The organism is Shewanella nanhaiensis, assembly GCF_019457885.1.
Lineage (GTDB): Bacteria > Pseudomonadota > Gammaproteobacteria > Enterobacterales > Shewanellaceae > Shewanella > Shewanella nanhaiensis.
Map to the genome: position 1 here is coordinate 102,261 of NZ_JAHZST010000006.1, position 26,147 is coordinate 128,407.

The following is a 26,147-nucleotide window of genomic DNA, read 5'->3' on the forward strand; positions in this document are numbered from 1 at the left end:
AACGGCACTAGGTGCCAGTGAGGTTGTTCGCACGCTCACTGCTAGGACGCTAGGCTGCGAGTTAAATGCTCAAGACAAGGATAAAGGATGGAGGTAAGGAAAGTAACTTACGGGCATTAACGTAGGAGAAAGGTATAGGCTCCAGTTTTTAATAAAGAAAATATAAAGTGATTTTTGATTATTATGACCTTCGTTTATTGTATTATCTCTAACTTTAGCTATTCGATAAGGTTGAATGCCTGAGATAGGATATTTGATTTTATAATAATTAATCAATTAAGAGGAAAGAGCATTGGTAACTATTGATGGGGAAAGAGCTCAATATAGATAATTCTTCATAGTTATTGACATTATCAATAACTATTTTGAATTTAGATAATCGTTCAATAACATCTTTAAAAACATTAACTCTTGATTCAATGCAATAGTTGTAATTATGTTTTTTCCATTTTATTGGGTTTGGTATCTTTATTACTTCAATTAATTCTGTGAGTATTTTATTTTTATAAAAATCTTGCTCCCACCAAGCATGATTGCATTTTGCAATTACCACTCCATTATCACGTAAGTAGAACATACTTTTTATTACTGATTTATTATAAAAGCTATTGTTGTTATTGTTTATTTCTACAACAAGGGTTTTATTGTTTTTTTTTAAAATGTCATTGACTAATACGATGAGTTTCAATAGGCCTAAGTTAAAAAAAATAGAAGGGCCGAAGTCAATGAATAATACTTTAGACTCGATGTAGTATGGGTTGTTACCAAGGTATTTAAGTACTTCATATATACTCTCAATACTTTTGCTTGTTGTATAGTTATTAAGTTTTGTATGTTTTTCGTGTAACTCTATCTCGTGGCCAATTAAAGATAGATCTCTATTCACAATTGGGCTAGTACTATATGAAAAACCGCATCCATTAAGATCTTTTATAGCCAGAAAGGGACTGGCTATGTTATTAATAATAGGTTTTTTGTTTGATATTTTTAGTGAATGCATATATATCACACCATGGTAAATGATTACTCTTGAACAAATATAAGTATATTTTGCATGCAATGCACATAATTTTAAGTAACTTATGTTAAATAAAGTTATTTAATTATAATTATTGTTTTTAATAGAGGAGGTGGAAGGGATATTGTAGTAGATTTAATATTTTATTAATTAACTCTATTTATAAGGTGCGTAAATGGTACTGAGAGAGTGTAGATTGGCGGGTAGTGTATGGGGTTGCAATTAATAAGTTGAATCGTAGTTTCGGTGTTGAAAATTGGTTTTAAAAGGCATGTTGTTGGTATTATATGTCTTGCTGTATAGTACATCTTCGATTAAGGAAATCTACTATACATACAGAGTAATTTGATCAGGTACCTTTGTCGAGTGTGATGTAAAATACTCCTGAGTAATTTCCAGGAATTTTAGAGTTTGGATCAAATAGCTCTGTAGTTGCTGATAAGTCAAAGCTTTTACAAGTCTGTCCATCTGGTGAATCTTGACTAGGTAAGTGACTAAAATCTAGAGTTTTAATAGTTGATAAGCACAGCTCAGTATTAGTGTCCGTACAAGTTGATGTTGTTACGTTACGAACAGTGAGGCCTAACTTCTTTGATTTTAAAAAATAGTTAATTGTTATATTATCACGATTGTTTCCATCGTTAGCATTTGATTCTGATTTAGTGAGGTATAATCCTTTAATCTGTTTTGATGTGTGTAAATATGAACCTCCACCAATAACGTACAGCTTGATATTACTATAATTGTCTGCTTGTAAGCAGAACTCTAAAGAACCATGGCCATACATACTCATTTCATTTAAGGTTGTAAAAACTATCGGTAATGTGTTCCCTTGCAGTGCATAAAGCTTAGTTGTTGATATGTTTGAAGCTGCTTTAGTTACATTAACAGTGAAGTTAAAAGTTGTTCTAAGGATTAAATAGTCACTGGCAAAATCATTAGTGTTAAATTGCGTGGTCGCAGTATAGTTACCTGAAGGGACATTATCGAAGCTTTCAGTTAGAAAAAAGAAATTCATATTCTTAGGCTGATTTTCTTGACCAGTTTGGGGTCTCCAGCCTGCATTACAGCTTAAGCTTGGATAGCCAGCAACATCTGTGGAACAGTACAGAGTAACCATATATATTTCGCCAGTATCTACATTGGTGATCGGTAAATTATACGGATAATCTGTTGGATTTGGACCATGCACAGCATATGTAAATGGATGGCTAGCTAAAGATGTTAGAGCATAAGTGTCATTGGTCTGCATTAATAAGTTATCACCGTATTGATCGTCACGGCAATCTACCCTTAGCCCGAATATTAGGCTACTTAGTTTGTCATCTTCTGTGCATATTACTGTTGGGGTAATATAGCTCGCACTTTCGGATAGGATAGGGGTTGAGTCTGTAATTGTAAAATTTAATGTTTGAGTGTCAGATGCTGGACGATATAATGTTGCTCTGCAACATATTGGCAGTATAAAAAATAAGTATAGTAATGAGGTTAGTGCTTTACTTTTTAACTTAAACATTGAGAGAGTCCTTGTGAATATTTGATTTATGGTAATTAATTTTTTCTAGCAGTATTACGTTTAGTTAAATAGATATAATATATTTTAGTTTAAATAACCTGTGTTCTGATATAGTTGTGTTATAACTTAAAGGTTAGGTTGACTTTACCCGTTAATAAACTTGGAAGTATTTAAAACTCTTTTGATTTTAAAGTCCTACTACATATTGTTGAGTGAGTTTACTGCAAAAAATTAGATGGAGTAGTGGCTATATATCAAGTTCCTTTATCAAGTGTGACGTAAAATACTCCTGAGTAACCTCCTGGAAGTTTAGAATTAGGGTTGAATAACTCTGTAGTTGCTGATATATCAAAGCTTTTACAAGTTTGCCCATTTGGAGCATCTTGATCAGGTAAGTTACTTAAATTAAGAGTTTTTACTGTTGCCAAGCATATCTCTGTATTAGAGTTTGTACAATCGGATTGTAAGGAGTTATGTCCTGTGAGGCCTAGTTTTTGTGATCTTAAATAGTAAGCAATAGTTATTCTTGAGGGAGTATTTCCATCACTAGCACTAGATTCTGATTTAGTTAAATATAGTCTTCCAATATATTTTGCTATATGTAAATATGTCCCCCCACCAATAACGTATAGATTAATATTGCTATAATCATCTGTTTGTAAGCAGAACTCTAATGAGCCATGGCCATACATACTTGTTTCATTTAAGGTTGTAAAAACTATCGGTAATGTGTTTCCTTTTAGTGCAAATAGTTTAGTTGTTGGTGTACTTGAAGCAGCCTTAGTTACATTGATATTGAAATTAAAATTTGTCCTAAGAATCAAATAGTCCCCAGCATAGTCATTTGTGTTAAACTGGGTTGTAGCAGTATAGTTACCTTGAGGCACCTCATCGAAACTTTCCGTTAGAAAAAAAAATTTCATTGATTTGGGCTGTCCTTCTTGACCTGGTTTAGGTCTCCAACCCGCATTGCAACTTAATGGCGAGTAGCCAATTATCTCTGCTGCACAGTATAAAGTAACCATATATATTTCATTGGTCGCTACATTAGTGATCGGTAGGTTATAAGGGTAATCTGTTGGAAGTGGATTAAAAAAAGACGCTGTTAGTCCATGGCTTGCTAAAGATGTTATAGCTACCGTATCATTCGATTGCTGCATTAAATTATCGCCGAAATAAATGTCACTACAGTCTTGCCTTACTTTAGCTATTGGGCTATTTAGTTTGTCATCCTCTGTGCAAATAACTGTAGGAGTGATATAAGTAGCCATTGGTGAGTAGTCGGAGGTAGAGTCAGAAATAGTAAAGTTCAAAGTGCTAGTATCTGTACCTGTCCGGTATAATGTTGCATTGCTTTGCAATGGAAGTATAAAAAATGGTAGTATTTTTATAATCTTGTGATAAAGCACCGTGATAGTCCACTTATGAGTTGTATGTTTTTGTTTACTCTTACTCATTTATTATTCGTCCTGATTCAGTCATGACAGAAAGTTCCGAAATTTCGCATTTAGAGCTAATTGGTATTTTTTGATTTGGGTACAACCTAAATTCACTTTTATCTAACTCCTTACATTCCGATTGTACATGAATTCTCCTGTTGCCTGTATTTGATAAAATAAATTCATTATTATTTTTATTAACGTTAAAGGCGTACTTATCTTTGTTTGCAATCAACCTGACAAGCACACCATATGAGACCTTAACGGTTAGTCCTGCGTCAAAGCTATTTCCTGGAATGACTCTGACTCTATACAGTGTTTCATTGGTAACTGTTTTGTTTGATGTAATAATTCTTATTGATTCTGTTTCATTTGGAGAAAGCTTAAATATCTTTGGATAGACAGTTAATTCAAGTTGATTACTGTTTTTAACTAAGCTCTCTTTTTGATTTGGCATTCCAGGATTTAATATTTTGTACACAAGTACCTTTACATATTCGTCATATTTTGTGTTGTTGCTAACTTTTATTGTTTGTGTCGTAATTGATTCCACGGTTCCTTCCATATCCATTGGGCTGACTGATATAGCTTCTACTGACTGAGGAATGGCTAGTGCCATAAATATTATTAGAACAAGGGAAACGTTAATTTGTCTCACAATCTATCTCCTGCAATGATAAAAAAATATTATTATGATTTGATATGTTTTTTATGCTGCACTTAGTTAGAGAGTTGTTTATTGATAATGTTATTTCTTTGTTTTTTATCGGGTTCTCGGTGCAGCTAAACTCATACTCGTTGTGTAACTTAAAGTTTAGTTTGCAGTTTTCTAATTCAATCGTTTGGTTGTTACTTGAATTATAACTAAAACTTAACAAAAGTTTATTTGTTTTTGTAAAATCAATAGTTTTTACATCGCCTTTAAATAAGTTGAATTTTTTTTGATTTACACGAAGATCGCTCAACCCCGTTTTATTATTTCTATTGTCATTTACTCCCAAAACGTACTCTCCTGGCTTTAACGCAATGAATTTTTGATCATTAGTTGGTATGCTATGAGAGTAGGTAGAGGTTGTGCCTCTAATTACTAGATTGATATTTCTGTCAAGTTGTTCTGCGCCAGTGTCGACGATTATACCTGTATCACTAGAGAATGAATTTGTAGATTTTAAACTATAAGATTTGTCGTTAATAGCGAATGTGGTTTCATGACCGATATTCGATTCAAATACTTGATCAGAATGAAAGCTATTTATATATAATGAACCTAAATCACCTCGAAAAGAACTTGATAACGAACCAGAATATGAATCTATTCCAGTACCTTGATTATGTAAACCGAATCTTCCATTTAAATTGACACCGTCACTATTATAACCAATATTAAATGAATTATCACGAGTGCTTGTATTACCTCCTCCTGCTAAAGATGAGTTTATGCTTGTGCTAAAGTTGTCAAAAAAATAACTTATGTTTACTCCGATGTAATAATTATCACTCTCAATTATTTGATTGAATACTTTATCTTTTGAGCTTTCGTAAGAAGCGTTAACCCCTAGAATTAGGCCTTTTGCTAAGGATACGTTACGTGTCAAACTAAATCGGTGAGATAAATACTGTGGATTGTTATTGGTTGAATAGTTTATTTTTGAGTTTCGATAGTTGTATACAATATTGAAATCCAGCGGCAGCAAGCTTCCAATAGAGATATTGTAAACTTGACTACAAGTTCTATTGATAAATAACAGCTTTTTCGTGCAGTCATTGGCTGTTACATGTTTAAAGGAGCCATTTGCATATAAATACTTAAATGGGCTAAATGAGAATCTCATCCCCACACCATATTCGTCATTAGTGCTTGCAATTGCGAATATAGATGTTGAACCGTATTGATATTCAGAGGAATAATTTGCTTCCATAGATGCATCTTCGATCTCTGATAGATATAAGCTATTAAGAGACAGTGTGCCGAATGTATTACTTGATGTCATATTTGCTGAAAAGCTGTTCAAAAAATTATTATCAATGTTTTGTTGTCCGATAGAAAACTTCAAGTAAGTGCCAAACTGAGATGGTCTCTTAAGTGACTTTTTAAAATAATCTATGAAATCAATATCTACATTACCGTTGCTATATTTCTTTTCTATTTTTATACTGTTATTTCCAGGGCTCAATAATCGGTCGCTTAGTTTATTGAAACCTGGTTCTAGCTGGATGTTTTCAACATACTGGCCATTAGAGTATATAGTTGCAAAAGCATAATCATTAGAAAAAATTTGAAAGTTTGAAGATGATTGGTTTATTTTGTATTCATGATCAAATATACTAAAGTTGTATATGTCAATACCTCGGAACTCTCCTGTTTTTAGTAGTTGAGGGTTGTAAATAGTCCCATTTGGTGAATTATAATTAGTATTTTGTGTCCAACTTGCTGCAAGTTGTATGTTGGGTGATAAGGGCTTAACTAAATACGCTATATTGTTTAGTGTAGCCTTACTATTTGATGAATAGCTATACTCAGTATTAATCATACCCAGCTTGTTCTTGTATGAGTCTTTAGCTCTGACATTAAAATTGTACACACTATTATTTTTATCAGTATGTGAATATCTGGCTGATAAACTTTGCCAGTGTACAAGCCCAGTTTCAAGCCCGTAAGAGTAATTTTCTTTAGTGTTTGTATCTATTATATCAATGTTTAATGAAGAATCTGACAGAAACACGCCTAAAAACACCCCATTTTCAAGCTTCAAAGTGCTATTTTGTGCTACTCCATTTTTTAAATGTAGATTTGCTAGTTCTAAGGTTGATTCAGATAACTTAGAGGCTAAAGAAAAATCAATGTCATTTTTTATTCTTATTGTTTTATTATTAATTTTTGCGTCAACTATTATTCCATTTTGACCATTTATGTATGCGTGGAATGGTTCATACTCACTATCTATTGCTGAAAACCACTCAGGAGCGTTCACAGTAATGTTTTCAACATCTACTTTTGTCATTGTAAATTTAGGTGGAGGGTTATTATTTCGTATATTTTTTTCTAGTCTCGTTTCAACACTGGACCTGTAGTGAATAAGAGCCTCCTTGCTTATTTGATTATTTTTAATCAATAATTTAGGGAAGCGGTTTCTAATAAATTCATCTGATTTTTTAGATTTTCTTACATCGGAAGGCAAGCAGGATTGCATAGAGAAAAATGTATCGTTCATTAATATGCATTGGTTAATATTAATATCATCCACGTTCTCTTCACCTCTTACATTTACATTTACATTTACATTTACATTTACATTTACAGGGAGCTGCAACAACAACTCCCTACACACTTTAGTTTAGATTAAGGGGCTAGTGAAAAGTCAATTGTGAATACTCCAGAGTATGTACCAGATTGTAGGGTGGTTGTTGATGTGCTTGCTATTGATAAAGGAATATCTTTACTCCCAGTTATGACACTATTTGTTGCATCATAAGTAAATAAATCTGCTTTATCTAAAGTTGTCGCTGTATTTTGTACTAGAGCTGTGTTGTTTATTTTAAATTCCAATGGAATTGAAACGTTTCTTATTGGATCTGAAAGTGATGGAAATGATTGTAGGGTAACTTCAACATCTTTATAATCATTGGCTGTAAAATTAAGCAAAATATTTCGCGTAATTAAGCCATCGCCAGCGCTATTTGCGTTCATTACAATGGGGGAGTTCCATACTCCAGATATGTCAGTAACACTCAAGCTAGTATCAATAGATGCTTGAACCTGAACAACTTGAGTTGCTGCTGTAGCAGTGTTTATGGTAAGAGCAGAAGTAAGTGCTGCCGTAAATAGTGATAGTTTTATTATTTTTTTTATATTTGTCTTGTTTTTCATATAGAGTCTCCCAAAGTGACTATTAGTATGTCTTAGATTAAAATTAAGTGCTTAGGTAGTGCACACTTATAGTGTATGTTTAACTTTATTCATACGGTAATAAATTTTAATTAAATATTATTAAGGGGTGTTAATCTCTATTAAGTGTAATTTTGGTCTCTGTTTATTTTTATAAATTATTGTCTTGGGGGATTAAGTTGTTGGCTTTGTTTGCTGTTTATTGGTTTTTATTTTGTTTTATATTGATATTATTTCTGGGTGATGGATTATATAGCCTTGGAGTAGATCTTCTTCTTTAGATATGTTTTTTACAAAATAAAGCTGAGCTTCAGTTTCAATACGCTCAAATACAATTATCTTATTTTTTTTTGAAATTTTTCTTACTTCTTCCTCATACTCTAAAAGGTACTTGCAGTTAAGTTTTGGAACTTCAATTTTTACAATTTTAAAAAATTTTGATATAAATTCCTCTCTGAAATCTCGTTTAAATAATACGTAATCATCAGCAGCTAGCGTAACACCATTATTATAAAGGTATGTTAGTCCATTGTGATAATGTGTACATGGGTGACATAGATTTCTTTCAGTTATTTCACATACTAGTTTACTCCCATAGGCATCAACTATCTTGTTAAATTCTGATATTTTTTTTAGTGTTTGTATATTGCATAGCTCGTATGCTTCAACGTTTATAAATATTTTATTCCCTAACATGAAGTTTATTTTATTATCATTTCTCAAGCTATCATAGATTCTATCCGTTAATATAGATACTGAAAGTTTCTCGCTAGAGTTAACTTGTAATGCAAGGATTTCATGACCATATATTCTCCCTTTTTGGGTGACGATTCTTTGTTGTTTATACTTTTTTTTAATTTGAGAAGTGTCAAATCCTGTAAACACAAAATCATCTTTGTATTTTTCATTCAGAAACAAACAATCTTTAATTATATTATTCATTAACTGTTCCCATTAGTATATAGCCTAACCCTCTTAATGTTACTATTTTAAATTTTGAACCTTGGAGTATTTTTCTTAATTCGTTTATCAGTACTGGAACGCTATTTTGTCCTATCATTCTACCTGACCATACGAATTTTGAAATTTCATCTTTAGATACTGGCTTTTCAAAGTTCTCAACCAATATACATAGGCACCTAACTATGTAATTACTACAGGCAATACTTTCATTCTTACCTTTTATGTTTAATTTCGTAAACTCGCTTCTGTCATTTGTATTTATGTTGATTTTATATGAAAATCCAACGTTATTTAATTTGCATGTTTTTATATCGCATAATGAGCAATGTAGTATTTCGCAAACCTTTATATTTGACATTTATTCACCCTGAGCACTTAAGTGCAGCTCTGAATGCTCTGATTTAAGTTTTTCGACTTAAATACTCACACTATTTAAACAATGTTCACTTCCTTTTCACATAAAGTACCATTAAACAATAATAGTGAAACTAATTAAATATTAATAATTATTATTGATTCTTAATCGTTGGGTTTTATAGGAAAAATTTTAGTTCGAAATATTCATTTATGCCTTTCAATGGTGTGTTAATTGTAGGCAGGCAATTGTCTTTGAGCTATTGAGTATTGTTCCTAGCATAAGAATTGTGAGGAAAATAATGATCTGTGTCACAGGGTGATAAGTTTGTAATGTTTCTGTGATGGTGGCTAGCGTGTCTGCTTGGTATTATTAAGCTTTAAGTGAACCATTTTTGAGAAAATTGTCATGTGGGAGGCTGTCGAGTGCTAGAGCTGGATATGCTAAGAAAAGTTATCATTTATACTAATGGGGCAAAAGTGTGCGAGTCTGCTTCTTTGTCACCTAATGAGGTTAACATTCTGTCTGAATTAATAATATACAAAGAAGGCTGTAGTCGAGAATATCTTCTCCAAAATTGTTGGGAAGGTAAGGTAGTGAGTGCCAACTCGGTTACTGTTGCAATTGCCAATATACGTACAGTGGCTAAACAGCTTGGTTTGTTCGACTTGATTAGAACAAAAAGGGGGGAGGGTTATCAACTATCCCAACCGATGAGATTACTTAAATCTAAGGTTGCAATAATTGATAGGGCTAAAGGCCTAATTGAATCTATTTTATTTGATATAAAAAGTAATCGTTGGTTATTTTTTATAAACTTATCTTTAACTTATGTAATCTATTTACTATTGAAGATCTATTTTGAGGCTTGGGTTTCGTGATAACTTATTTTAAACTTTGTGTGTCTCTATTAATTTTATTAATCTTTTTTCCTATATTTAGTGCCTTGAATGAACAGCGGTTCCTTGTTTTTGAGGATGGTTCTACGCACGTTGAGGTTAATCAAAAATTCGCTACTTTTACAGCGGTTTCCAATGGCCCAAATGAATATAGGTTTGTCAATCATGGTTTTTATATTAAGCTCCCTGGAAGGGTGTATGTTTATTTTCCAACACTCAGAAGCAGCCTTGATGAGAGACTTAAACTTAAACAAGATTTTAATCTAAATCCTTACTCACCAGTATCATCTATTAATTCGATTTTAATTTTTAAGCATGATGATGATTTTATTCGATTTGTTGATAATTCTGGAGGCCATACTTATAAAATAATAACCTTGAAAACTGATTCTGATTAATTCTTAGTAATATTGTATTTACCTTTATTAAGGCGAGCTTGATGTGTTTTGCATTTTTTTCTCACAGTCATTATATATTTTATTCAAATCACTCGAAGATAATGAGTTCAACATAATTAACTCACTTCTTTTAATTTTTTTTTCTAGTAATATTTCTTTTATTTTATTGATTGTACTATTCTCATGTTTGTTTTCTTCACCACTAATCATCATATAACCAAACCCTCTAAGGTTAATGATTTTTAAATTAGTACTGTTGATAAGATTTCTTACTTCATTTATCGTTACTGGAAGGCTATTATTTCCCACGCATGTTTCTCCCCATATGTGAGCCTTAAGCTCATCGTAGCTGATCGGTAGCTGGTGTTTTTTTATTAGAATACAGATTAACCTTATTGCAGACAAACTGATTTTTATTGAGGTTTCAGATAGCCTTCTATTCATTATATCAATATTAACTCCTCTTGAAGTTAGGAATGAACGTTCGAAGTGTTTACACGTTTGACAATGAAAACTTAGATTGCAGGCTTCTTTATTTTTATGCATAGTGGTTTTAATTTGTGATAATTTTATTTAAATTTAATCAAAAAATTATTAGCTTTAATAATAAATAATTATAAAATTTTTTTGTTAAAAAATATCCTTTTGAAACAGTGTTTTATAGTGTTTTTCTATAGTGATTTATTTTGTTTAACCTCTGTTTTATGTTCTATATAGTGCAAGAAATCTAGGTAATCATTATTTTGGTTGTTTCAAGTTTATTGTATTATAAGAATTTGTTACAACTTGAATTGAGCTACTTGAGAGTGCATCTCTTTTGATAAAATGGTTAGGTTTTCAACTGATGTAGACAATTCAATTGATGATTCTTTAGATGAGATTGCTATTTCATTAATGGTTGAAATACTTTGGTTAATTCCCTCTACAAAGTTACTTTGCTCTTCTGCTGCGATTGCTGTCTTAGTATTATTATTGTTTATAATGTCTACTGAATTCACAATTTCATCTAATGCTAGACCGGCAATATTTATTTTATTTTTTGTATCATTAACTCGATTAATACCCAAGCTCATTGAGTCAACAGCATCATTTACACCTTTTTGAAGGCGTTCGATCATATCTTCAATTTCTTGTGTTGATTTGTGTGTTCGTTGTGCCAAGGTTCTAACTTCATCAGCAACAACAGTAAATCCCCTACCTTGTTCTCCTGCTCTTGCTGCTTCAATGGCTGCATTCAATGCTAGCAAATTCGTTTGTTCTGCAATTCCTTTGATTACGTCGATTACGCCGCCAATGCTTAGGCTTTCATTAAGTAATTTTTCTATAATACTAGCAGTTTTTTCTATTTGTTGTGAAAGTAACAACATACTATTTATTGATTGTTGTACTAGGTTGTGCCCATTGCAGGCACTTTTTTGTGCATCTTCAGCTGAATTAGCGGCTGCTACAGTGTTTTCTGCAACTTCATTTACGGCTGAAATCATTTGATTCATTCCTTCTGCTGTGATTTCAGTTTCATGTTGTTGTTTATGTAAGCCTTCACAGTTATTATTTGTATATTCACTTAACCTCACTGTTGAAAGCGCCACTGTATCTGATGCACTAGCAATAGAATTAATAATGCTTCGTAAGTGACTAATAAACTGCGTTAGTCTTGCAGATATTTGTCCTAGCTCATCATCATTAAACTGTTTAAAATCTATAGTAAGATCTGAGTTTCTTTGAACCTTGTTTAAATTATTTACTATGTCGTCAATTGGAATTAATACAGATTTTATTACCCAGATACCAATTAGTGTACTTATACAAATTGTTATTAGTGTAAGAATGATGAATATTTTCTTTGATGTGTTATAAATGTGGCTTACATTTTTTCTTTCAATTTCTGCGACCTCTAACTGCAAGGTTACAAGTTCTGAAATTTTTGAATTTATTGGATCAATTACGTTGTAGAGTTTGGATATGTCATCTGTTAATCCTCCATTTAATTTTCCTTGATGTGTTTTTAGTTTTGATAGAATCGATGTGATTGATTTTTCAGCTGAAAAAAATAAACTTTCTGCTTCGTATGTAAGTTGAACTTCTTTTTTTGTTAGTTTTGTTGATTTATACTTTTTCCACTGTTTTTTGATATGAGCTCTTGCATCTTTTATGATCTCGATTGTTATAACTATATCTATAGTGTCTGTGTTAGCTTTATTTATTGAGTCTATTATTTTTACCGAATATTCGTCATTTATTTTCTTTAGTGTTTCTAGAGGGATAACTCGATCGTTGTAAATGCTAACTACTCCAGTTTCAATTCTTCCCATCAATACTATAGCAAGGAGGCAAATTAAAACCATCAGGGTTATTGGCACTAGCAAACCAATAATCATTTTATGTTTTATTTTAAGGGGTAGCATACGCCATATCTCTATTTATTTGTTGTGTTCTTTTACTCTAAGAAGTCACTTATTTATACCAATAATACTTATGTTTTTACCATAAAGAAAAATTATTAATTATTAATTAAATTTGTTCGATTTATAGTCATGATTAGTTAAGATGGATAAGAGGTCATTATGGTTTTGCTATTTGATTGAGTTTTAGTGTTTTTTCTGGTTTTTATAGAGTATATTTTTTGATGTAAATGATTAATTTTAATCTTTGTTTATATCTTATTATTTACTTTATTTTCCTTTCTTGGTATGTGGATTGCCTTTTTTGTTGTTTCCATGTGATTTTTACTGAATTCAAGATCTAAGAGGACCATTTCAAATCACCTAAATACCTCTGCTAGTTAGTTGGTCATTTAGTATCCTTAAGGGGCTATTATTTATAAAGTTTACAATGAGCTCAAACTGCTAGTTAGGCTTTCTTAGTTAAGAGCTTTAGGGAGATTGCAAAACAAGGCCGGAAATGTTCCCTCCATTTCTAGGGGCTTACCACACTGACCCATAGGGATATGGGGAATGTCTTTAAAGTGTCTGGAACGCTTAAGACCTTGTGGGTCAGATGTTTTGGTAGAGCCTCCATGGATGGATTGACGGCGTTTCGCAGAAGTGCCTACACATTCCTCGCCGGATAGGCGTTAAATATGATTGAACTTGTGGTCTAGAGTGAATCATTCAATATCCATTAGGTTAAAGTTGATGGTTTCTCTTAGTTTTAACGATAAGTTGGTGAGGTTCGACTTTAATTCAAACGATGTTTGGGCAATTGAAAAGTTACTAATTGGCCATTCAACAATTGGAAAACACAAACCAAAAAGGAGATATCAGAGAAGTATCTTTATACTAATCAGTATAAAGATGTGATCGCTCAGCGAGAGTTTAGCGCTTCCTGAGGTAAGGTCATTAAATGCTCCTGCATTAATGACATTCACCACATCCGTGTGGTTTGCAACAAGTGAAGAACATAGTTGTTCTACGTTTAAGCTCGTTAACGCAACATCGGGTGTGCTAAAACTCGCCTTTCAGGAGTGTTTTTGGCTGCCTACTTCAGCGTTGAATAAACTCACAAGGGAATAACCATTCCATCATCCATTCGCCTTGAATTAGTTTGCCAAAAAACACTCTGAGTAGATCACTTATCTATACTGATTAGTATTAGCTCTCAGCCTCACTTTGACACCCAATACACATCTCAGCTGTAGGGTGTATCGTCAATCTACCCAAACCAATCGGTTCGCCACATTCAAGGCAAAAGCCATACTCCTCTGTATCGAGGAAGATCTGCTTAATCCGCACTATATGTTGCTGCATCAAGACTTCACTGGCTTGAGCCATCTCCTGCTGCTGAATGGCATCAATCCTACTGACTCTACCAACAGCTTGTTGATCTAATATCACAGGTGCACCACGTGAATGAGCGAGCTCGAGTTGCTGCTCTAGTTCGATAAGCTCCTGTTTCAGCCCAGTTAATAGCTGCTGTTTTTCATTGGGGCTAAGTTCAAGCTGTTTCAAAGTATGCCTTAGTGAATGCATTAATAACTCTCAAGCTAGCGTGATAAGCTGATACTGTAAAGTTCTGAGTAGTTCGCAGTTTTAGTTTTACTGATATGCTATTTTTTGAGCGGTTACTATGGTTTTCAAATTTAATAGCCCGAAGATGATTGGGATATTAGGAGAGATATGGGCAGGTTATTCTATGTGATTGGGCCATCAGGTTCTGGAAAGGACACTTTTATTCAGGCCGTTAGAGAGACGTGGCCTGACTCTATTTTGTATGCTCATCGCTATATTACTCGCTGCGCGACTGCGGGCGGAGAGAACCATATTGAGCTGTCTCAGCGGGAGTTTCTCTACCGTAAGCAGAAGGGGCTTTTTTCGATTGATTGGCAGGCACATCAACATCACTATGCCTTGGGAGCCGAGATCGATACCTGGCTCAATTTAGGTTTAGATGTGGTGCTTAATGGCTCAAGAGAGTACTTAGGTAAGATGCAGGAGAAGTTTGGGGAGAGGCTTTTTCCTGTGCTGATGCAGGTTGATGATGTTACCTTAGCCGAGCGTTTACGTATGCGGGGCAGGGAGAGTGAAGCGCAGATCATCAAGCGGTTGGCTAGAGCACAAGCTCACCCTTTGTCGTTACCCGAGCAGTCTATCACCATAGATAACAGCGGCAGTCTTGAGGCATCGTTAACTCAATTTTCCAACTATTATCAGAAGTTAATAAGAGACTCTATCCCAGCTGAGTAATACTTTTACAAGCATAAAAAAGGCGCTCTCGGCGCCTTTTTTAATCCCTCAATTATCGATAGTCAGCCATTAGCGTCCTAACTCAGTTGGGAATGCCGGTGGCGTATCGTGGCGCACAGGTTTAAAGCTTTTCAGCTGTTGCTGAACCTCTTTAATGGCGCGATCTAGTTGTGGATCTTGCCCCTTATTGACGGCGACAGGATCTAGTTCCACTTCGATATCGGGTGCGACACCTTCGTTTTCAACACGCCACTCATGATCTGGGGTGAAGAAGCGGAAGTTTGGCACTGTTACGCGGCCGCCATCGATAAAGTCACGGTTAGCCGAGATCCCAATTAGACCGCCCCAAGTGGTTTTACCCACTAAGGTGCCTAGCTCTAATCGTTTAAATGCATAAGGTAAAAAGTCTCCTCCAGATCCCGCATCTTGGTCAATCAACATCACTTTAGGACCATAAATAGCGCCTGCTGGCGTGTCATAAACCATATCACCTGAGCGGTACTTCCAACCTGATAGGTACTGACGATTTAATACGTCGATAATATAGTTAGCCGCTTGACCGCCACCGTTACTGCGCTCGTCTAGAATGACCCCTTTGCGGTCAACTTGCGCGAAGAACATGCGGTTAAATGAGGTGTAACCAGCCGTGGTGGTATTGGGCAGGTAGACATAGCCCACCTTGCCATCGGTGGCTTCGGTGACATAGTTGCGATTGTCTTCAACCCAGTGCCAGTGGCGCAGGTCAAACTCTGATTTAATCGGCTCTACCACAAGAGTATGGGCTTTTTTGGCCTTGCCATTTGGGCTCACGGTTAGGCGCACCTGTTTATCGACCTTGCCTACAAACAGTGAGTAGAGGTTGACTGAAGCATCGACGGCTTGCCCATCAACCTCGAGAATGTAGTCGCCAACGCTGACCTTATTACCAGGCACTGCTAATGGTGCTTTAAGGTGTGGGTTCCAGGCTTCTCCTGTGTAGATGTTTTTGATGCGGTACAGGCCGTTTTTGACCTCAAAATCAGCGCCCAACAGCCCGACTTTCATAGTCTCTTCACGGTGAACATCACCGCCGATGATATAGTTATGGCCAACCTGCATCTCAGAGATCATTTCACGCATTAAGTTGTTGAGATCTTCACGGCGACCAACATGTTTAAGCAGTGGTTGGTATTTGTCGTACACTCCCTGCCAATCAAGTCCGTGCATCTTAGGGTCATAGAAGTAATCACGCTCATTGCGCCATGCTTCATCAAAGATCTGTGCCCACTCTTGGGTTGGATTAATGCGTGCTTTAACATCTGCGGTATTGAGTGGAGTGACTTCTACCTTCTCTGCAACTGTGGCGGTAGAGAGTGCATTCCCTTTACCGACCAGCAGTAGCTGTTTACCATCTGCTGAGACTGTGACTGACTCAATCTTGTCGGCGACCTTGTCGACTTTGCGCTCCTCAAAATTGAAACGCTTTAGCTGTGAGCTGCGTAGTGGCTTGCCATCAAGTTCGATACTTGAGCCTATCTGTACCCCCTCAATGAAGTAGAGGTTGTTGTCGTCAGCAGCCGTTAACCCCCAATAGTTACGCTGAGGGACTGGCAGAGCGACAATTCGTTTCGATAGGCCTTTGATATCTATGCTTGGTAATGAGTCATCCGCTTTTTCCTCATCTTTATCTTGGCTGCCACTAACGCTGCGATGGGCCTCATCGGCAAGCTTAGGCATAAGGGGAGACTGACCATCTTGCTGCAATACTGCGGCATATAACCCATAGCGCTGTGGGCGCTCTTGGCTTGATAGGTCTAATCCAAATGCCGTTAAGCCCTTGTTGGTTGAGGAGGCAAAGTAGAGGTATTGGCCATCTGGGCTAAATACTGGCTCTGCGTTGTCACTCATGCCATCGGTGATTTTATGGTGAGACTTATCGTTAATATTGTAGAGATACAGATCGCGTAGATAGTTAGTGTTATTACGGGTATAAGCTAACCATTGGCTGTCTGGGGAGCTCACGACATCATAAGAGGTCATAGCGATGTTCTTCATGACCTTAGTTTTCTTACCTGACTTGAGCTCGATTAACCATAGGGCCATATTGGAGTCACCGAAGACGATATGTTTACCGTCTGGCATCCAGCTAAAAAGGGAGAAATCGGCGGTATGCTTACCTAAATCTAAGGTTTTCTGTATCTCTCCAAATTGATCCGCCAACACCAAGCGGTAATCGCCACCTTTATCTGTGATATAGGCGATCTGCTCACCCAGTGGAGACCACAAGGCATCGCGCTCATTTTGACCCGAGGTGTTGGTGAGGTTGTAGGTACTACCATCTTTCACCGGAACGCTAAAGACTTCGCCACGTGCACTTAACAGCACCTGTTTGCCCGTTGATGAGATCTGACTACTGGAGAGCGAGGGCATCGCATCTTTGAACTGGGTGCGGCGCTGAGGCAAGTCCACTTGTATATCGATACTAAGTTGCTTGCTGTTGCCTGTTAATGTATCGAGTAGAAATATCGCCCCACCTTTTTCAAAAACAATGTCGCTGCCAAATGCGTTGGCATTGGCAACATCCCATTGGTTGAAATGGGTTACTTGCTCGACCTGACCCTGTTTAAAGCTGTAGATATTTTTATGTTTGCTGCGATCTGAGATGAAGTAGATATCTTCGCCCACCCACATAGGTGAACTATCAGAGAAGTTGCCATGGGGAACCTCTACATAGCTGTTTTTATTAAGATCATAGATCCACACTGGTGGTGTCGTGCCACCTCGGTGATTGCGCCAACCATTTTTACCACCATGGGCTAAACGCTCTGGATTGTAGGCGAGTTTTGCTCCGTCGGCATTTATTTTGCCATCAGAGACCACTGCTTCCATCACTTTTGTAGGGAAGCCGCCCTGTATTGCCACACTAAATAGCTGTCCGGTACGGTTGTGTGCAATATCTCGGCGTGAGGTAAACAGCACGCTCTTGCCATCAGCTGACCAGCCTCTGACTTCATCAGTACCTGGGTGCCACGTGAGCCGCTTAGGCTGACCGCCTGTCGCTGGCACTATGTAGACGTCATTATTGCCTTCGTAATCGGCTGTAAAGGCTATCCATTGGCCATCTGGTGACAGGTGAGGGGCGTATTCGTTGGCGGCATGGGAGGTGATGCGTGTGACCTGCTGTCCCTGCTTGTTTGACACATAGATGTCGCCTGCATAAACAAAGGCAATCTTATCTTGGGCGATACTGGGTTCTTGTAGGAGTAAGGTTTCTGCTTGAACGCTGCTAGCCAGAATACACAATGCAGCTAAGGTGAGTTTTGTTTTCATTATTTTTATTCCTGGGTGATGTCGCTCTATCTTTTTAAACGCAATCGCTAACTTTTTTAAAGTGGTCTTTTGATGCCATCAAACCATATGAATGTCAATGAAACTAAAGTGAATAGATGTTTCTGCTGAACTGTTTTAAGCCAATAAAAAAGGCGCTCTAGGCGCCTTTTTTATTGGAATGATGATTAACTCGCAGCTTATAGCTTAAGCTTCATCTTCTAGTGAGTAGGGCAGAGGTTGAATTGTTAAGCTTGAGGCCTCATCGTCGGCAACTCTTAACTTGGCGCTGTTTTCTGTGTCATTAGGTAGGACCGCTGTAAGCAGAACCTGATCTCCTGATTGCACTAGCTCGATAATGGTACCGACCTTTTTAAAGCCATCTTCGATGGCAAGTTCCAATCGACTGTCTAGCGCTAAAGTTTGTGAGCTGGTGCCGGAAAGAATATAGAGGGCGCGCTTATTGCCACCACGGTATTTCATGCGTGCGATGGTTTCTTGGCCCATGTAGCAGCCTTTTTGGAAGCTAATACCGTTAATCGCTTGTACATTACACATCTGCGGCACAAATTGACCTTGATGTGAGGCGCCTAGGTTAGGTAGGCCAGCTTGGATCTCTAATGCTTGCCATGCGCTACTTTCTTGGATTGGCGTATTGATTGAGCTTAATAGTGGCTCAGAAGGGGCTTTCTCTATAACGATAATAAAGCGTTCGCCATCTTTAAGTAGTACGCCGCCAGGGATCTCAGTTAACTCTTGGGTGATCTCGCCAAAGTAGTTATTTACCCACTCCTGTGCTTGCTCGCCAGCTACGCCTAAGATGGTCCAGTCTGCAGATACATCAACAAGGTCAGCCTTGCTGAACACGGCGTATTTAGCCAGTTGTGGTAGATCTGCCGCCAAGGTATCTTTTGGCATCATCATAAAGAGGGCATCTGCAACCGAGAAGGTTCTGAAACTGGCCAGCATCTTCCCTTTAGGATCGCAGTGAGCGCCCCATCTCCATTGGTTGCTCTCAAGTGAGCTGATATCTGTGGTGACCTGCCCGTGAATGAAGCTACGGCCTTGCTCGCCAGTTACACTCATCAATCCCATATGAGATAGGTTAGCAAAGATAAGTGGAGCGGGTTCACTCGGATTCCAAGCGGGCTGAGAAACAGACTGGGTCATATTGTTATCCAAAAAGGGGCTTAAGTGAGTAGGATTGTAACGCCAAATAGGGGCGACGGATATAAATCGGGCGCACAATTTTTACATTGTACGCCCGATATTTTTAGTTTACCGCTGTGTTGTTTGTATAAGCTTAGTGAAGTAGACGAGTACGAATTGTGCCTTCAATGGCCTTCATCTGCTCGAGTGCTTCATCGGCTTGGTCTGAATCGACTTCCATCACAACGTAACCAATTTCAGCCGTTGTTTGCAGATACTGGGCCGCGATATTGATCCCTTTCTCGGCAAACGCTTGGTTAATCTTGATCAACACGCCAGGGCGGTTGTGGTGAATATGCAGCAGACGTGAAGCATCTTTATGCTGGGCCAACGATACCTCAGGGAAGTTCACTGCGGTCATGGTTGAGCCGTTATCAGAGTACTTGGCCAGCTTGCCAGCAACCTCGATACCTATGTTCTCCTGTGCTTCCTGAGTGCTGCCGCCCACATGTGGGGTTAAAATGACGTTGTCCAGACCACGTAGCGGGCTGATAAACTCATCATCGTTAGACTTAGGCTCTACAGGGAATACGTCGATGGCTGCACCAGCTATCTTTTCGGCTTTAAGCGTCGATGCTAAAGCGTCGATGTCGACCACAGTACCGCGAGAGGCGTTAATTAAGATGCTGCCTTTTTTCATGCAAGCCAGCTCAGCTTCACCGATCATCTCTTTGGTTTGTGGCGTCTCAGGAACATGCAGACTGACCACATCGGCAAGAGACATCAGCTCCTGCATCGAGTGGATCTGCTGGGCGTTACCCAGTGGTAGCTTATCTTCGATATCGAAGAAGACGACGCGCATACCTAAGGTCTCGGCTAGGATCCCTAACTGAGTACCAATATGGCCATAACCTATCACACCGAGTGTCTTGCCGCGGGCTTCATAGCTGCCAGTTGCACTCTTAAGCCATCCACCACGATGGGCCATGGCATTACGCTGAGGAATACCACGAAATAGCATGATGATCTCGCCAAGTACCAGCTCTGCCACACTGCGTGTGTTAGAGAAGGGCGCGTTGAATACAGGCACACCGAGTTTCTCAGCATAGTTGAGATCGACCTGATTAGTACCGATACAGAAACAACCAATTCCGACCAGTTTCTCCGCCTGACTTAATACCGCTTCAGTCAATTGAGTCCGTGATCTTAGGCCAACAAAATGCGCATCCTTAATCGATGCTTTGAGTGCCTCTTCTCCAAGAGATGCCTTGTGGTATTCGATGTTGCTGTAACCGGCACGCTTGAATACATCTACCGCTGATTGGTGGACGCCTTCCAAAAGCAGGATCTTGATCTTATCCTTGTCCAGCGAATGTTTCGCCATGATTTAGGTACCCTCTTCAATTATTGGTATTATGTTTTTTAGGTTATTTTTATAGACTGTCTGTTGTCCGGCACCAAATTAGCACTTTTTTTGTTCAGTGTGGAGGGCTAGATGGCTAAAGTTATTATTCTTTCCCTAGAACAATAGAGATAATACATATAAGAGGTTCCAATTTTGAATAAACAGCATATTTGGCTGACTATTTTCCTAATAGTCCTGATTTGGTCAGGTATAAACCCTAAAGATCAATTTACTTGGTTTTTGGAAGTGGCCCCAGCTTTGATCGCCTTGCCTCTGATATTCTTTACCCGAAAACGCTTCCCTCTGACACCTATGCTCTATGCGTTGATCCTGATTCACTGCGTTATCTTAATGGTGGGCGGGCATTACACCTATGCAGAGGTGCCACTATTTGATTGGATAGCCGATGCCTTAGGCAGTGATAGAAATAATTACGATAAGGTGGGGCATTTTGCCCAAGGCTTTATCCCTGCTTTGATCGCCAGAGAGGTATTTATACGCAATCAGGTGGTGAAGCCTGGTGTCTGGTGCAGCTTTATCTGCGTCTGTTTTGCGCTAGCTCTGTCGGCATTTTATGAGCTGATTGAGTGGTGGGTCGCCCTGTTAACCGGTGAAGATGCCGAGGCGTTTTTAGGCACCCAAGGTTATATATGGGATACTCAATCGGATATGGGCATGGCGTTATTGGGCGCGATAGTGGCGCTGTTGGTACTGGTTAAGACTCATGATAAACAGCTTGCAGCGCTGAAGAGTTAGTTGCTTAGCTTGCTTAGGTTTATATCGTATATAAAATAGACTTCTTATAGCTAACTTTATGATTTATATGCTTTGTAAGTGTTTATGGCGTGAGTTGGCGGTTTTTACGCTCTATTTAACCTTGATTTAATAAGTTTTTCACTTGAGGTTACAAGTAATACTATTCAAATCGCTTAAAACGAGCCATCATGTGTAGGAGTCTGTTAGTTGTAGGTTCAGTGAATGAGACGGTTTATGCGTTATATAGGGATTAGCTTTTCAGGGAGGAAAGTTGGATGAGTAAAGTAGATGAGTTGGTCTTTCTTCATCAAGTATCGACACCATGTAACTTGGCTATTTTAGCTGAGTCTATCGGATTGAAGACACGGATTGTTAAGCAGGTCTCTGAGCTTGAACCACTCAGCGATCGTAATAGTTTCTACCTCGTGGGTCAGGAGGGCGCAGCCCTAGACAATAGAGGGATCCCTCTGTTGGCGATTCGACTCGTTTCCCACGTGCCCGTTGCCCTCTACCAAGTTGATAGAAAAAAACTCGACCCAGCCTCTGCACTGCTGCTGGGGATCCGTGGGTTGCTCTACTCAGATCAGCGTATGGATCTGATGCTGACCGGCTTAAGGAAGATGGTGGCGGATGAGCTTTGGTACGATCGTACTTTGATTAGTAAGATGTTCCGTCAACTGGTTGATCGTTTAGAGACCAGTGATGATTACTCCCAAGATGCCGAAGAGATACTGCAGGTATTGACTAAGCGGGAGCGAACCATTATTCAATTGGTTTCCAGTGGTGCTAGAAATAGGGAGATTGCTGATAATTTATGTATCAGCGAACATACCGTTAAAGCGCATATCTCCTCGATTTTCAGAAAGACACACTCTCGTAATCGTGTTGAGTTGCTTAGGTGGGCACAGACTTACGGCGATCATCTGGCACTGTGCTCTTAAAGTTTTAAAATAATAAACGGCGATAACGCCGTTTTTTATTATCTAGTTTCGCTCCAATATCTTATCTCCAATACTTCCTCTATATAAAACAATCAAATTCAGTTTTTTATAAATTAAGCTATCCCTTATTTGGTGGTTTATTCTCCAGCCTCTCAAGTTGGTGTTCTGACTTAAGTTGATGATTCTTTAAGGCTTAAGTTATTTCTGGTTTGACCTGTTCTTATAGCTGATTAATGCTGCTTTTTTTCTTTTTATAACAAATGCTTACTGCTCAAAATGTGACTGATTCATCTTTTTTTTGTCACAAAACTCTGTGACAATTGTCTCGCACGTTAATAAAAATTAGCGGACTTATACCAACCAGGATAAGAAAGTGATCTACTCAGAGTATTTTTTGGCAAACTAATTCAAGGCGAATGGACGATGGAATGGTTATTCCCTTGTGAGTTCATTAAACGTAGAAGTAGGCAGTCAAAAATACTCCTAACAGGCGAGTCTTAGCGCATCCGATGCTGCGTTAACGAGCTTAAACGTAGAACAACTATGTTCTTCACGCGTTTGCAAACCACACGGATGTGGTGAATGTCATTAATGCAGGAGCAATTAAGGACCTTGCCTCAAAAGCGCTAAACATTCGCTGAGCGATCACCTCTTTATTCTGATTGGTATCAAAATAATAATGGGGTTGAAAAAATGGATAATGTTAAAAAATTGTCAGTGCTTGCACTGTCAATAGCCGCTGCTTTGCCTGCTGTAGCCAATGCAGATGTACTTATCAGCGAATATGTTGAAGGTTCCGGTTATAGCAAAGCGGTTGAAATATACAACTCAGGATCGACGGCCGTCGATCTGACTGGTTACTCCCTCGTCTACTACTCAAAGGGCGAAACAGCCCCTAAAAAGATCTTAGATCTCAGCGGTTCTCTTGGGGCTAATGCCATCAAGGTGATCACCAATAATCATAAAGATAACGCTATCGTATTAGACGCTGCTGTAGACTCACAGAGTGCTGCTATCTACTTTAACGGCGATGACAAAGTCGGGATCTTAAAAGGCGACACTTTAGTCGACCTGTTTGGCGAAGTTGGCACAACAGGTGATTGGGCCAAAGATATCACTGCTGAGCGAAATGCCAATGTCACGGCTGCAAGCTCAACTTATGTTGAGAGTGAGTGGACCACAAAGGCCAAGAATACTTTTAGTGGCTTAGGTGCCCGCAGTGGTGACTTTGGTGGCGGAACTGGTCCAGAGCCGGAAGTGCCAGCCTTTACTTGTGTTGGTGAAACTATTACACCTATCTATGAAGTACAGGGCGTAGGCCGTGTGAGTCCACTGATTGAAGAGGGCAAGTTTGAGTCTGCAGAAGAGGTCACGATCAGTGGTGTGGTTACCGCCCGTGGTGAGAGTTTGTTTAAAGGCTTCTACCTGCAGGAGATCAAAGGGGATAACTCGCCTTACACATCAGACGGTGTATTTGTTTACTTAGGCGAAGCAGCGCCTGACGAGATCCAGCCCGGTGTTGAGGTGTGTGTTCAAGGTAAAGTGAAGGACTTTTACGGTCTGACTCAGGTCGATATCAAGGCCGACAAGAAGATGGTTGTGGGTGAGATGGGTGAAGTCCCAGCACCAGAAGCTTTCTATGTTGCCGATGGCGAGTCCTTGGGGGATGCCCTTAATCGCTATGAGGGGATGAACATTGTTTTGGATGCTGGCAGTAACATGAAGGTCACTCGTAGCTTTAGCTATGACTATGCGGGTAGAAGAAACAACATGGTGTTGTCTCATAAAGCACCACTAATGAAGCCAACTCAGGTATTTGCCCCACTCTCTGAAGAGGCCATTGCGCTTCAAGAAGCCAATCGTGGTAATGAGCTGTATGTTGAGTCCGACTATAAAGCGAAGAATGGTGAAGTGCCTTACTTCCCGACGTTTAACGCTGAGACTGGCTACATACGTATTGGTGATCAGCTCACTAATATGACGGGTATGGTTAGCTATAGCTACGGTGCGCCGCGTCTTGTGGTCACTAATGAGATCACAGCCGGTGATTTTATCCGTATTAATGACCGTACTCAGTCACCTGAAGTTGCCACTCAAGGTGATATCCGCGTTGCCAGCTTTAACGTGTTGAACCTGTTTACCAGTGACAGCGATATCGGTGGCCCGCTAAACCCTATGTGTAAAGATCAAGCCGATGCGGATGCCAGCAGAGGCTGTGGCCGTGGTGCTCACTCTCTAGAAGATTACCTGCTTCAGCGGACTAAAATCGTTAATGCGATTAAAGAGATGAACGCAGATGTGATTGGTTTGATGGAGATCGAGAACAATGGCTTTAGTGAGCATAGCTCGATCCAGTACTTGCTCAATGCGATCAATGCTGAGTTGCCAGCAGCCGATGCTTACGCCTTTATTGAGGTGAATGACGCCGATAAGTACAAGGGTGAGTTTATCGGCAGTGATGCGATAACGGTCGGTCTGCTGTACCGCCCAAGTACCGTAAAACCTGCTGGTGATGCGTTTGTCATTGCGACGCCTGAGCAGCACTCTGTTGCGGGCGTTGCCACTCGTGATAACAATGGCACGGTGGAGGAGAGCCCAAGCTATGATAAGTATCAACGTCACAGCTTAGCGCAAACTTTCCAGATCCATGATGAGAAGCTAACTGTGGTAGTGAACCACCTTAAGTCGAAAGGCTCTGGCTGTTTAGAAGATTGGTTAGAGTTCTCTGAGAGTAAAGATCCAGCCGATCTTCAAGGTAAGTGTAATGAGTTCCGCGTTTCTGCAGCCAAGGTTCTGGGTGAGTCACTCAAAGATGTCGAAGGCGGCCTGTTGGTTATCGGTGATATGAATGCCTATGGCATGGAAGATCCGGTTGCCGTACTAACCGACTATGATGCTTCGACAGCTAAGCGTGAGATAGTGACAGCTTCATGGACCACACTCAATGGTGAAGTCTATGAGCGCGAAGGCAGTAAGATTGAGAAGGGGTATGGACTGGTTAATCTGAACACGCAAGCCCATGGACCAGCGACCTTTGGTTACAGCTATAGTGGTGAGCTAGGTAACTTAGATCACGCGTTAGCAAATACACAAGTTGCTGACAAGTTGGTTGGGATAGAGGATTGGAATATCAACTCGGTTGAGTCGGACCTGTTTGAGTATCCGAGTAAGTATTCAGGCGACTTAGCTAAGTCTGAAAATGCCTTTAGCTCCTCTGATCACGATCCTGTGATCATCGCACTTGAATACCCTGCGCCGATTCCACCTAAGCCTGAGCCAACACCTAAAGATGATGGCGGCTCTTTGGGTTATTTAGGACTGGCTCTGTTATCACTGCTGGGATTACGTCGTAGAACACGTTAATTCAGGCAAGGTAGTTACACGCTAACCGTCTTAGGCTGAGCTTAAGGCGGTTTTTTTATGGCTAGCATTCA

Annotated in this window: 20 protein-coding genes; 6 read left to right on the plus strand and 14 right to left on the minus strand. The window is 38.8% G+C overall.

Going from position 1 to position 26,147, the window contains the following annotated elements; translation table 11 throughout:
• Positions 1–268: 268 nt before the first annotated feature.
• The 8 genes from K0625_RS10325 to K0625_RS10360 all read right to left on the minus strand — a co-directional run bounded on the left by K0625_RS10325 (position 269) and on the right by K0625_RS10360 (position 9,180).
• On the minus strand, positions 269–1,000 hold the full coding sequence (locus K0625_RS10325; protein WP_220109616.1) for a hypothetical protein: 732 nt from the start codon (positions 998–1,000) through the stop codon (positions 269–271).
• A gap of 367 nt (positions 1,001–1,367) precedes the next feature.
• Entirely contained in the window at positions 1,368–2,534 is a 1,167-nt protein-coding gene (locus K0625_RS10330; RefSeq protein ID WP_220109617.1) for a hypothetical protein, read from the minus strand.
• Between the two features lie 254 nt (positions 2,535–2,788).
• Positions 2,789–3,991, minus strand: a complete 1,203-nt coding sequence (locus K0625_RS10335; protein WP_220109618.1) for a hypothetical protein — start codon at positions 3,989–3,991, stop codon at positions 2,789–2,791.
• Positions 3,984–4,631 carry a fimbria/pilus periplasmic chaperone gene (locus K0625_RS10340; protein WP_220109619.1) on the minus strand — a complete coding sequence of 216 codons (648 nt, stop codon included), beginning with the start codon at positions 4,629–4,631 and terminating at the stop codon, positions 3,984–3,986. Before K0625_RS10340 ends, K0625_RS10335 begins: the two co-directional genes overlap by 8 nt.
• Positions 4,618–7,284 (minus strand): hypothetical protein, encoded by a 2,667-nt coding sequence (locus K0625_RS10345; protein WP_220109620.1) that lies wholly within the window; start codon positions 7,282–7,284, stop codon positions 4,618–4,620. Before K0625_RS10345 ends, K0625_RS10340 begins: the two co-directional genes overlap by 14 nt.
• Before the next feature lie 29 nt (positions 7,285–7,313).
• Complete coding sequence (locus K0625_RS10350; protein ID WP_220109621.1) at positions 7,314–7,841, minus strand: CS1 type fimbrial major subunit; 528 nt, start codon at positions 7,839–7,841, stop codon at positions 7,314–7,316.
• Between the two features lie 237 nt (positions 7,842–8,078).
• Positions 8,079–8,801: a YuxH family protein gene (locus K0625_RS10355; protein ID WP_220109622.1), complete on the minus strand. Its 723-nt coding sequence runs from the start codon at positions 8,799–8,801 to the stop codon at positions 8,079–8,081.
• A complete protein-coding gene (locus tag K0625_RS10360; protein ID WP_220109623.1) occupies positions 8,794–9,180 on the minus strand; it encodes a winged helix-turn-helix domain-containing protein in 387 nt (128 codons plus the stop codon). The genes K0625_RS10355 and K0625_RS10360 overlap by 8 nt, the downstream gene beginning before the upstream one ends.
• A 422-nt stretch (positions 9,181–9,602) precedes the next feature.
• Between K0625_RS10360 and K0625_RS10365 the strand changes: the two genes are divergently transcribed.
• Together K0625_RS10365 and K0625_RS10370 are read left to right on the plus strand one after the other, a co-directional pair.
• The gene (locus K0625_RS10365; protein ID WP_220109624.1) at positions 9,603–10,058 is read left to right on the plus strand and encodes a winged helix-turn-helix domain-containing protein; all 456 of its coding nucleotides are present in this window, start codon (positions 9,603–9,605) and stop codon (positions 10,056–10,058) included.
• Positions 10,055–10,474 carry a hypothetical protein gene (locus K0625_RS10370; protein ID WP_220109625.1) on the plus strand — a complete coding sequence of 140 codons (420 nt, stop codon included), beginning with the start codon at positions 10,055–10,057 and terminating at the stop codon, positions 10,472–10,474. The genes K0625_RS10365 and K0625_RS10370 overlap by 4 nt, the downstream gene beginning before the upstream one ends.
• A 27-nt stretch (positions 10,475–10,501) precedes the next feature.
• On the opposite strand, the gene K0625_RS10375 is transcribed toward K0625_RS10370, so the two are convergent.
• From K0625_RS10375 to K0625_RS10385, 3 genes are all read right to left on the minus strand, one after another.
• Positions 10,502–11,020: a winged helix-turn-helix domain-containing protein gene (locus K0625_RS10375; protein WP_220109626.1), complete on the minus strand. Its 519-nt coding sequence runs from the start codon at positions 11,018–11,020 to the stop codon at positions 10,502–10,504.
• 233 nt (positions 11,021–11,253) lie between these two features.
• Positions 11,254–12,879 carry a HAMP domain-containing methyl-accepting chemotaxis protein gene (locus K0625_RS10380; RefSeq protein ID WP_220109627.1) on the minus strand — a complete coding sequence of 542 codons (1,626 nt, stop codon included), beginning with the start codon at positions 12,877–12,879 and terminating at the stop codon, positions 11,254–11,256.
• 1,185 nt (positions 12,880–14,064) lie between these two features.
• A complete protein-coding gene (locus K0625_RS10385; protein WP_232847027.1) occupies positions 14,065–14,442 on the minus strand; it encodes a TraR/DksA family transcriptional regulator in 378 nt (125 codons plus the stop codon).
• Positions 14,443–14,589: 147 nt separating this feature from the next.
• On the opposite strand from K0625_RS10385, the gene phnN reads away from it, so the two are divergent.
• On the plus strand, positions 14,590–15,156 hold the full coding sequence (gene phnN, locus K0625_RS10390) for a ribose 1,5-bisphosphokinase (protein WP_220109628.1): 567 nt from the start codon (positions 14,590–14,592) through the stop codon (positions 15,154–15,156).
• Positions 15,157–15,225: 69 nt separating this feature from the next.
• On the opposite strand, the gene K0625_RS10395 is transcribed toward phnN, so the two are convergent.
• From K0625_RS10395 to serA, 3 genes are all read right to left on the minus strand, one after another.
• The gene (locus K0625_RS10395; RefSeq protein ID WP_220109629.1) at positions 15,226–18,465 is read right to left on the minus strand and encodes a S41 family peptidase; all 3,240 of its coding nucleotides are present in this window, start codon (positions 18,463–18,465) and stop codon (positions 15,226–15,228) included.
• A 204-nt stretch (positions 18,466–18,669) separates the two neighbouring features.
• Complete coding sequence (ygfZ, locus tag K0625_RS10400; RefSeq protein ID WP_220109630.1) at positions 18,670–19,632, minus strand: tRNA-modifying protein YgfZ; 963 nt, start codon at positions 19,630–19,632, stop codon at positions 18,670–18,672.
• A gap of 133 nt (positions 19,633–19,765) precedes the next feature.
• Positions 19,766–20,995 carry a phosphoglycerate dehydrogenase gene (serA, locus tag K0625_RS10405; protein WP_012326477.1) on the minus strand — a complete coding sequence of 410 codons (1,230 nt, stop codon included), beginning with the start codon at positions 20,993–20,995 and terminating at the stop codon, positions 19,766–19,768.
• 174 nt (positions 20,996–21,169) lie between these two features.
• Here serA and K0625_RS10410 point away from each other — a divergent pair, with 174 nt between their 5' ends.
• The 3 genes from K0625_RS10410 to exeM all read left to right on the plus strand — a co-directional run bounded on the left by K0625_RS10410 (position 21,170) and on the right by exeM (position 26,076).
• On the plus strand, positions 21,170–21,772 hold the full coding sequence (locus K0625_RS10410; protein WP_220109631.1) for a DUF2238 domain-containing protein: 603 nt from the start codon (positions 21,170–21,172) through the stop codon (positions 21,770–21,772).
• A 275-nt stretch (positions 21,773–22,047) separates the two neighbouring features.
• Positions 22,048–22,713 carry a helix-turn-helix transcriptional regulator gene (locus K0625_RS10415; RefSeq protein WP_012326475.1) on the plus strand — a complete coding sequence of 222 codons (666 nt, stop codon included), beginning with the start codon at positions 22,048–22,050 and terminating at the stop codon, positions 22,711–22,713.
• Positions 22,714–23,406: 693 nt separating this feature from the next.
• On the plus strand, positions 23,407–26,076 hold the full coding sequence (exeM, locus tag K0625_RS10420) for an extracellular exonuclease ExeM (protein WP_220109632.1): 2,670 nt from the start codon (positions 23,407–23,409) through the stop codon (positions 26,074–26,076).
• Positions 26,077–26,147 lie beyond the last annotated feature (71 nt).

Coding starts and splice junctions, on each gene's coding strand:
- K0625_RS10350 (WP_220109621.1), bottom strand. CDS start 7,841: ATGAAAAACAAGACAAATATAAAAAAAATAATAAAACTATCACTATTT.
- K0625_RS10335 (WP_220109618.1), bottom strand. CDS start 3,991: ATGAGTAAGAGTAAACAAAAACATACAACTCATAAGTGGACTATCACG.
- K0625_RS10375 (WP_220109626.1), bottom strand. CDS start 11,020: ATGCATAAAAATAAAGAAGCCTGCAATCTAAGTTTTCATTGTCAAACG.
- K0625_RS10330 (WP_220109617.1), bottom strand. CDS start 2,534: ATGTTTAAGTTAAAAAGTAAAGCACTAACCTCATTACTATACTTATTT.
- K0625_RS10325 (WP_220109616.1), bottom strand. CDS start 1,000: ATGCATTCACTAAAAATATCAAACAAAAAACCTATTATTAATAACATA.
- serA (WP_012326477.1), bottom strand. CDS start 20,995: ATGGCGAAACATTCGCTGGACAAGGATAAGATCAAGATCCTGCTTTTG.
- K0625_RS10380 (WP_220109627.1), bottom strand. CDS start 12,879: ATGCTACCCCTTAAAATAAAACATAAAATGATTATTGGTTTGCTAGTG.
- phnN (WP_220109628.1), top strand. CDS start 14,590: ATGGGCAGGTTATTCTATGTGATTGGGCCATCAGGTTCTGGAAAGGAC.
- K0625_RS10385 (WP_232847027.1), bottom strand. CDS start 14,442: ATGCATTCACTAAGGCATACTTTGAAACAGCTTGAACTTAGCCCCAAT.
- K0625_RS10355 (WP_220109622.1), bottom strand. CDS start 8,801: ATGAATAATATAATTAAAGATTGTTTGTTTCTGAATGAAAAATACAAA.
- exeM (WP_220109632.1), top strand. CDS start 23,407: ATGGATAATGTTAAAAAATTGTCAGTGCTTGCACTGTCAATAGCCGCT.
- K0625_RS10415 (WP_012326475.1), top strand. CDS start 22,048: ATGAGTAAAGTAGATGAGTTGGTCTTTCTTCATCAAGTATCGACACCA.
- K0625_RS10395 (WP_220109629.1), bottom strand. CDS start 18,465: ATGAAAACAAAACTCACCTTAGCTGCATTGTGTATTCTGGCTAGCAGC.
- K0625_RS10360 (WP_220109623.1), bottom strand. CDS start 9,180: ATGTCAAATATAAAGGTTTGCGAAATACTACATTGCTCATTATGCGAT.
- ygfZ (WP_220109630.1), bottom strand. CDS start 19,632: ATGACCCAGTCTGTTTCTCAGCCCGCTTGGAATCCGAGTGAACCCGCT.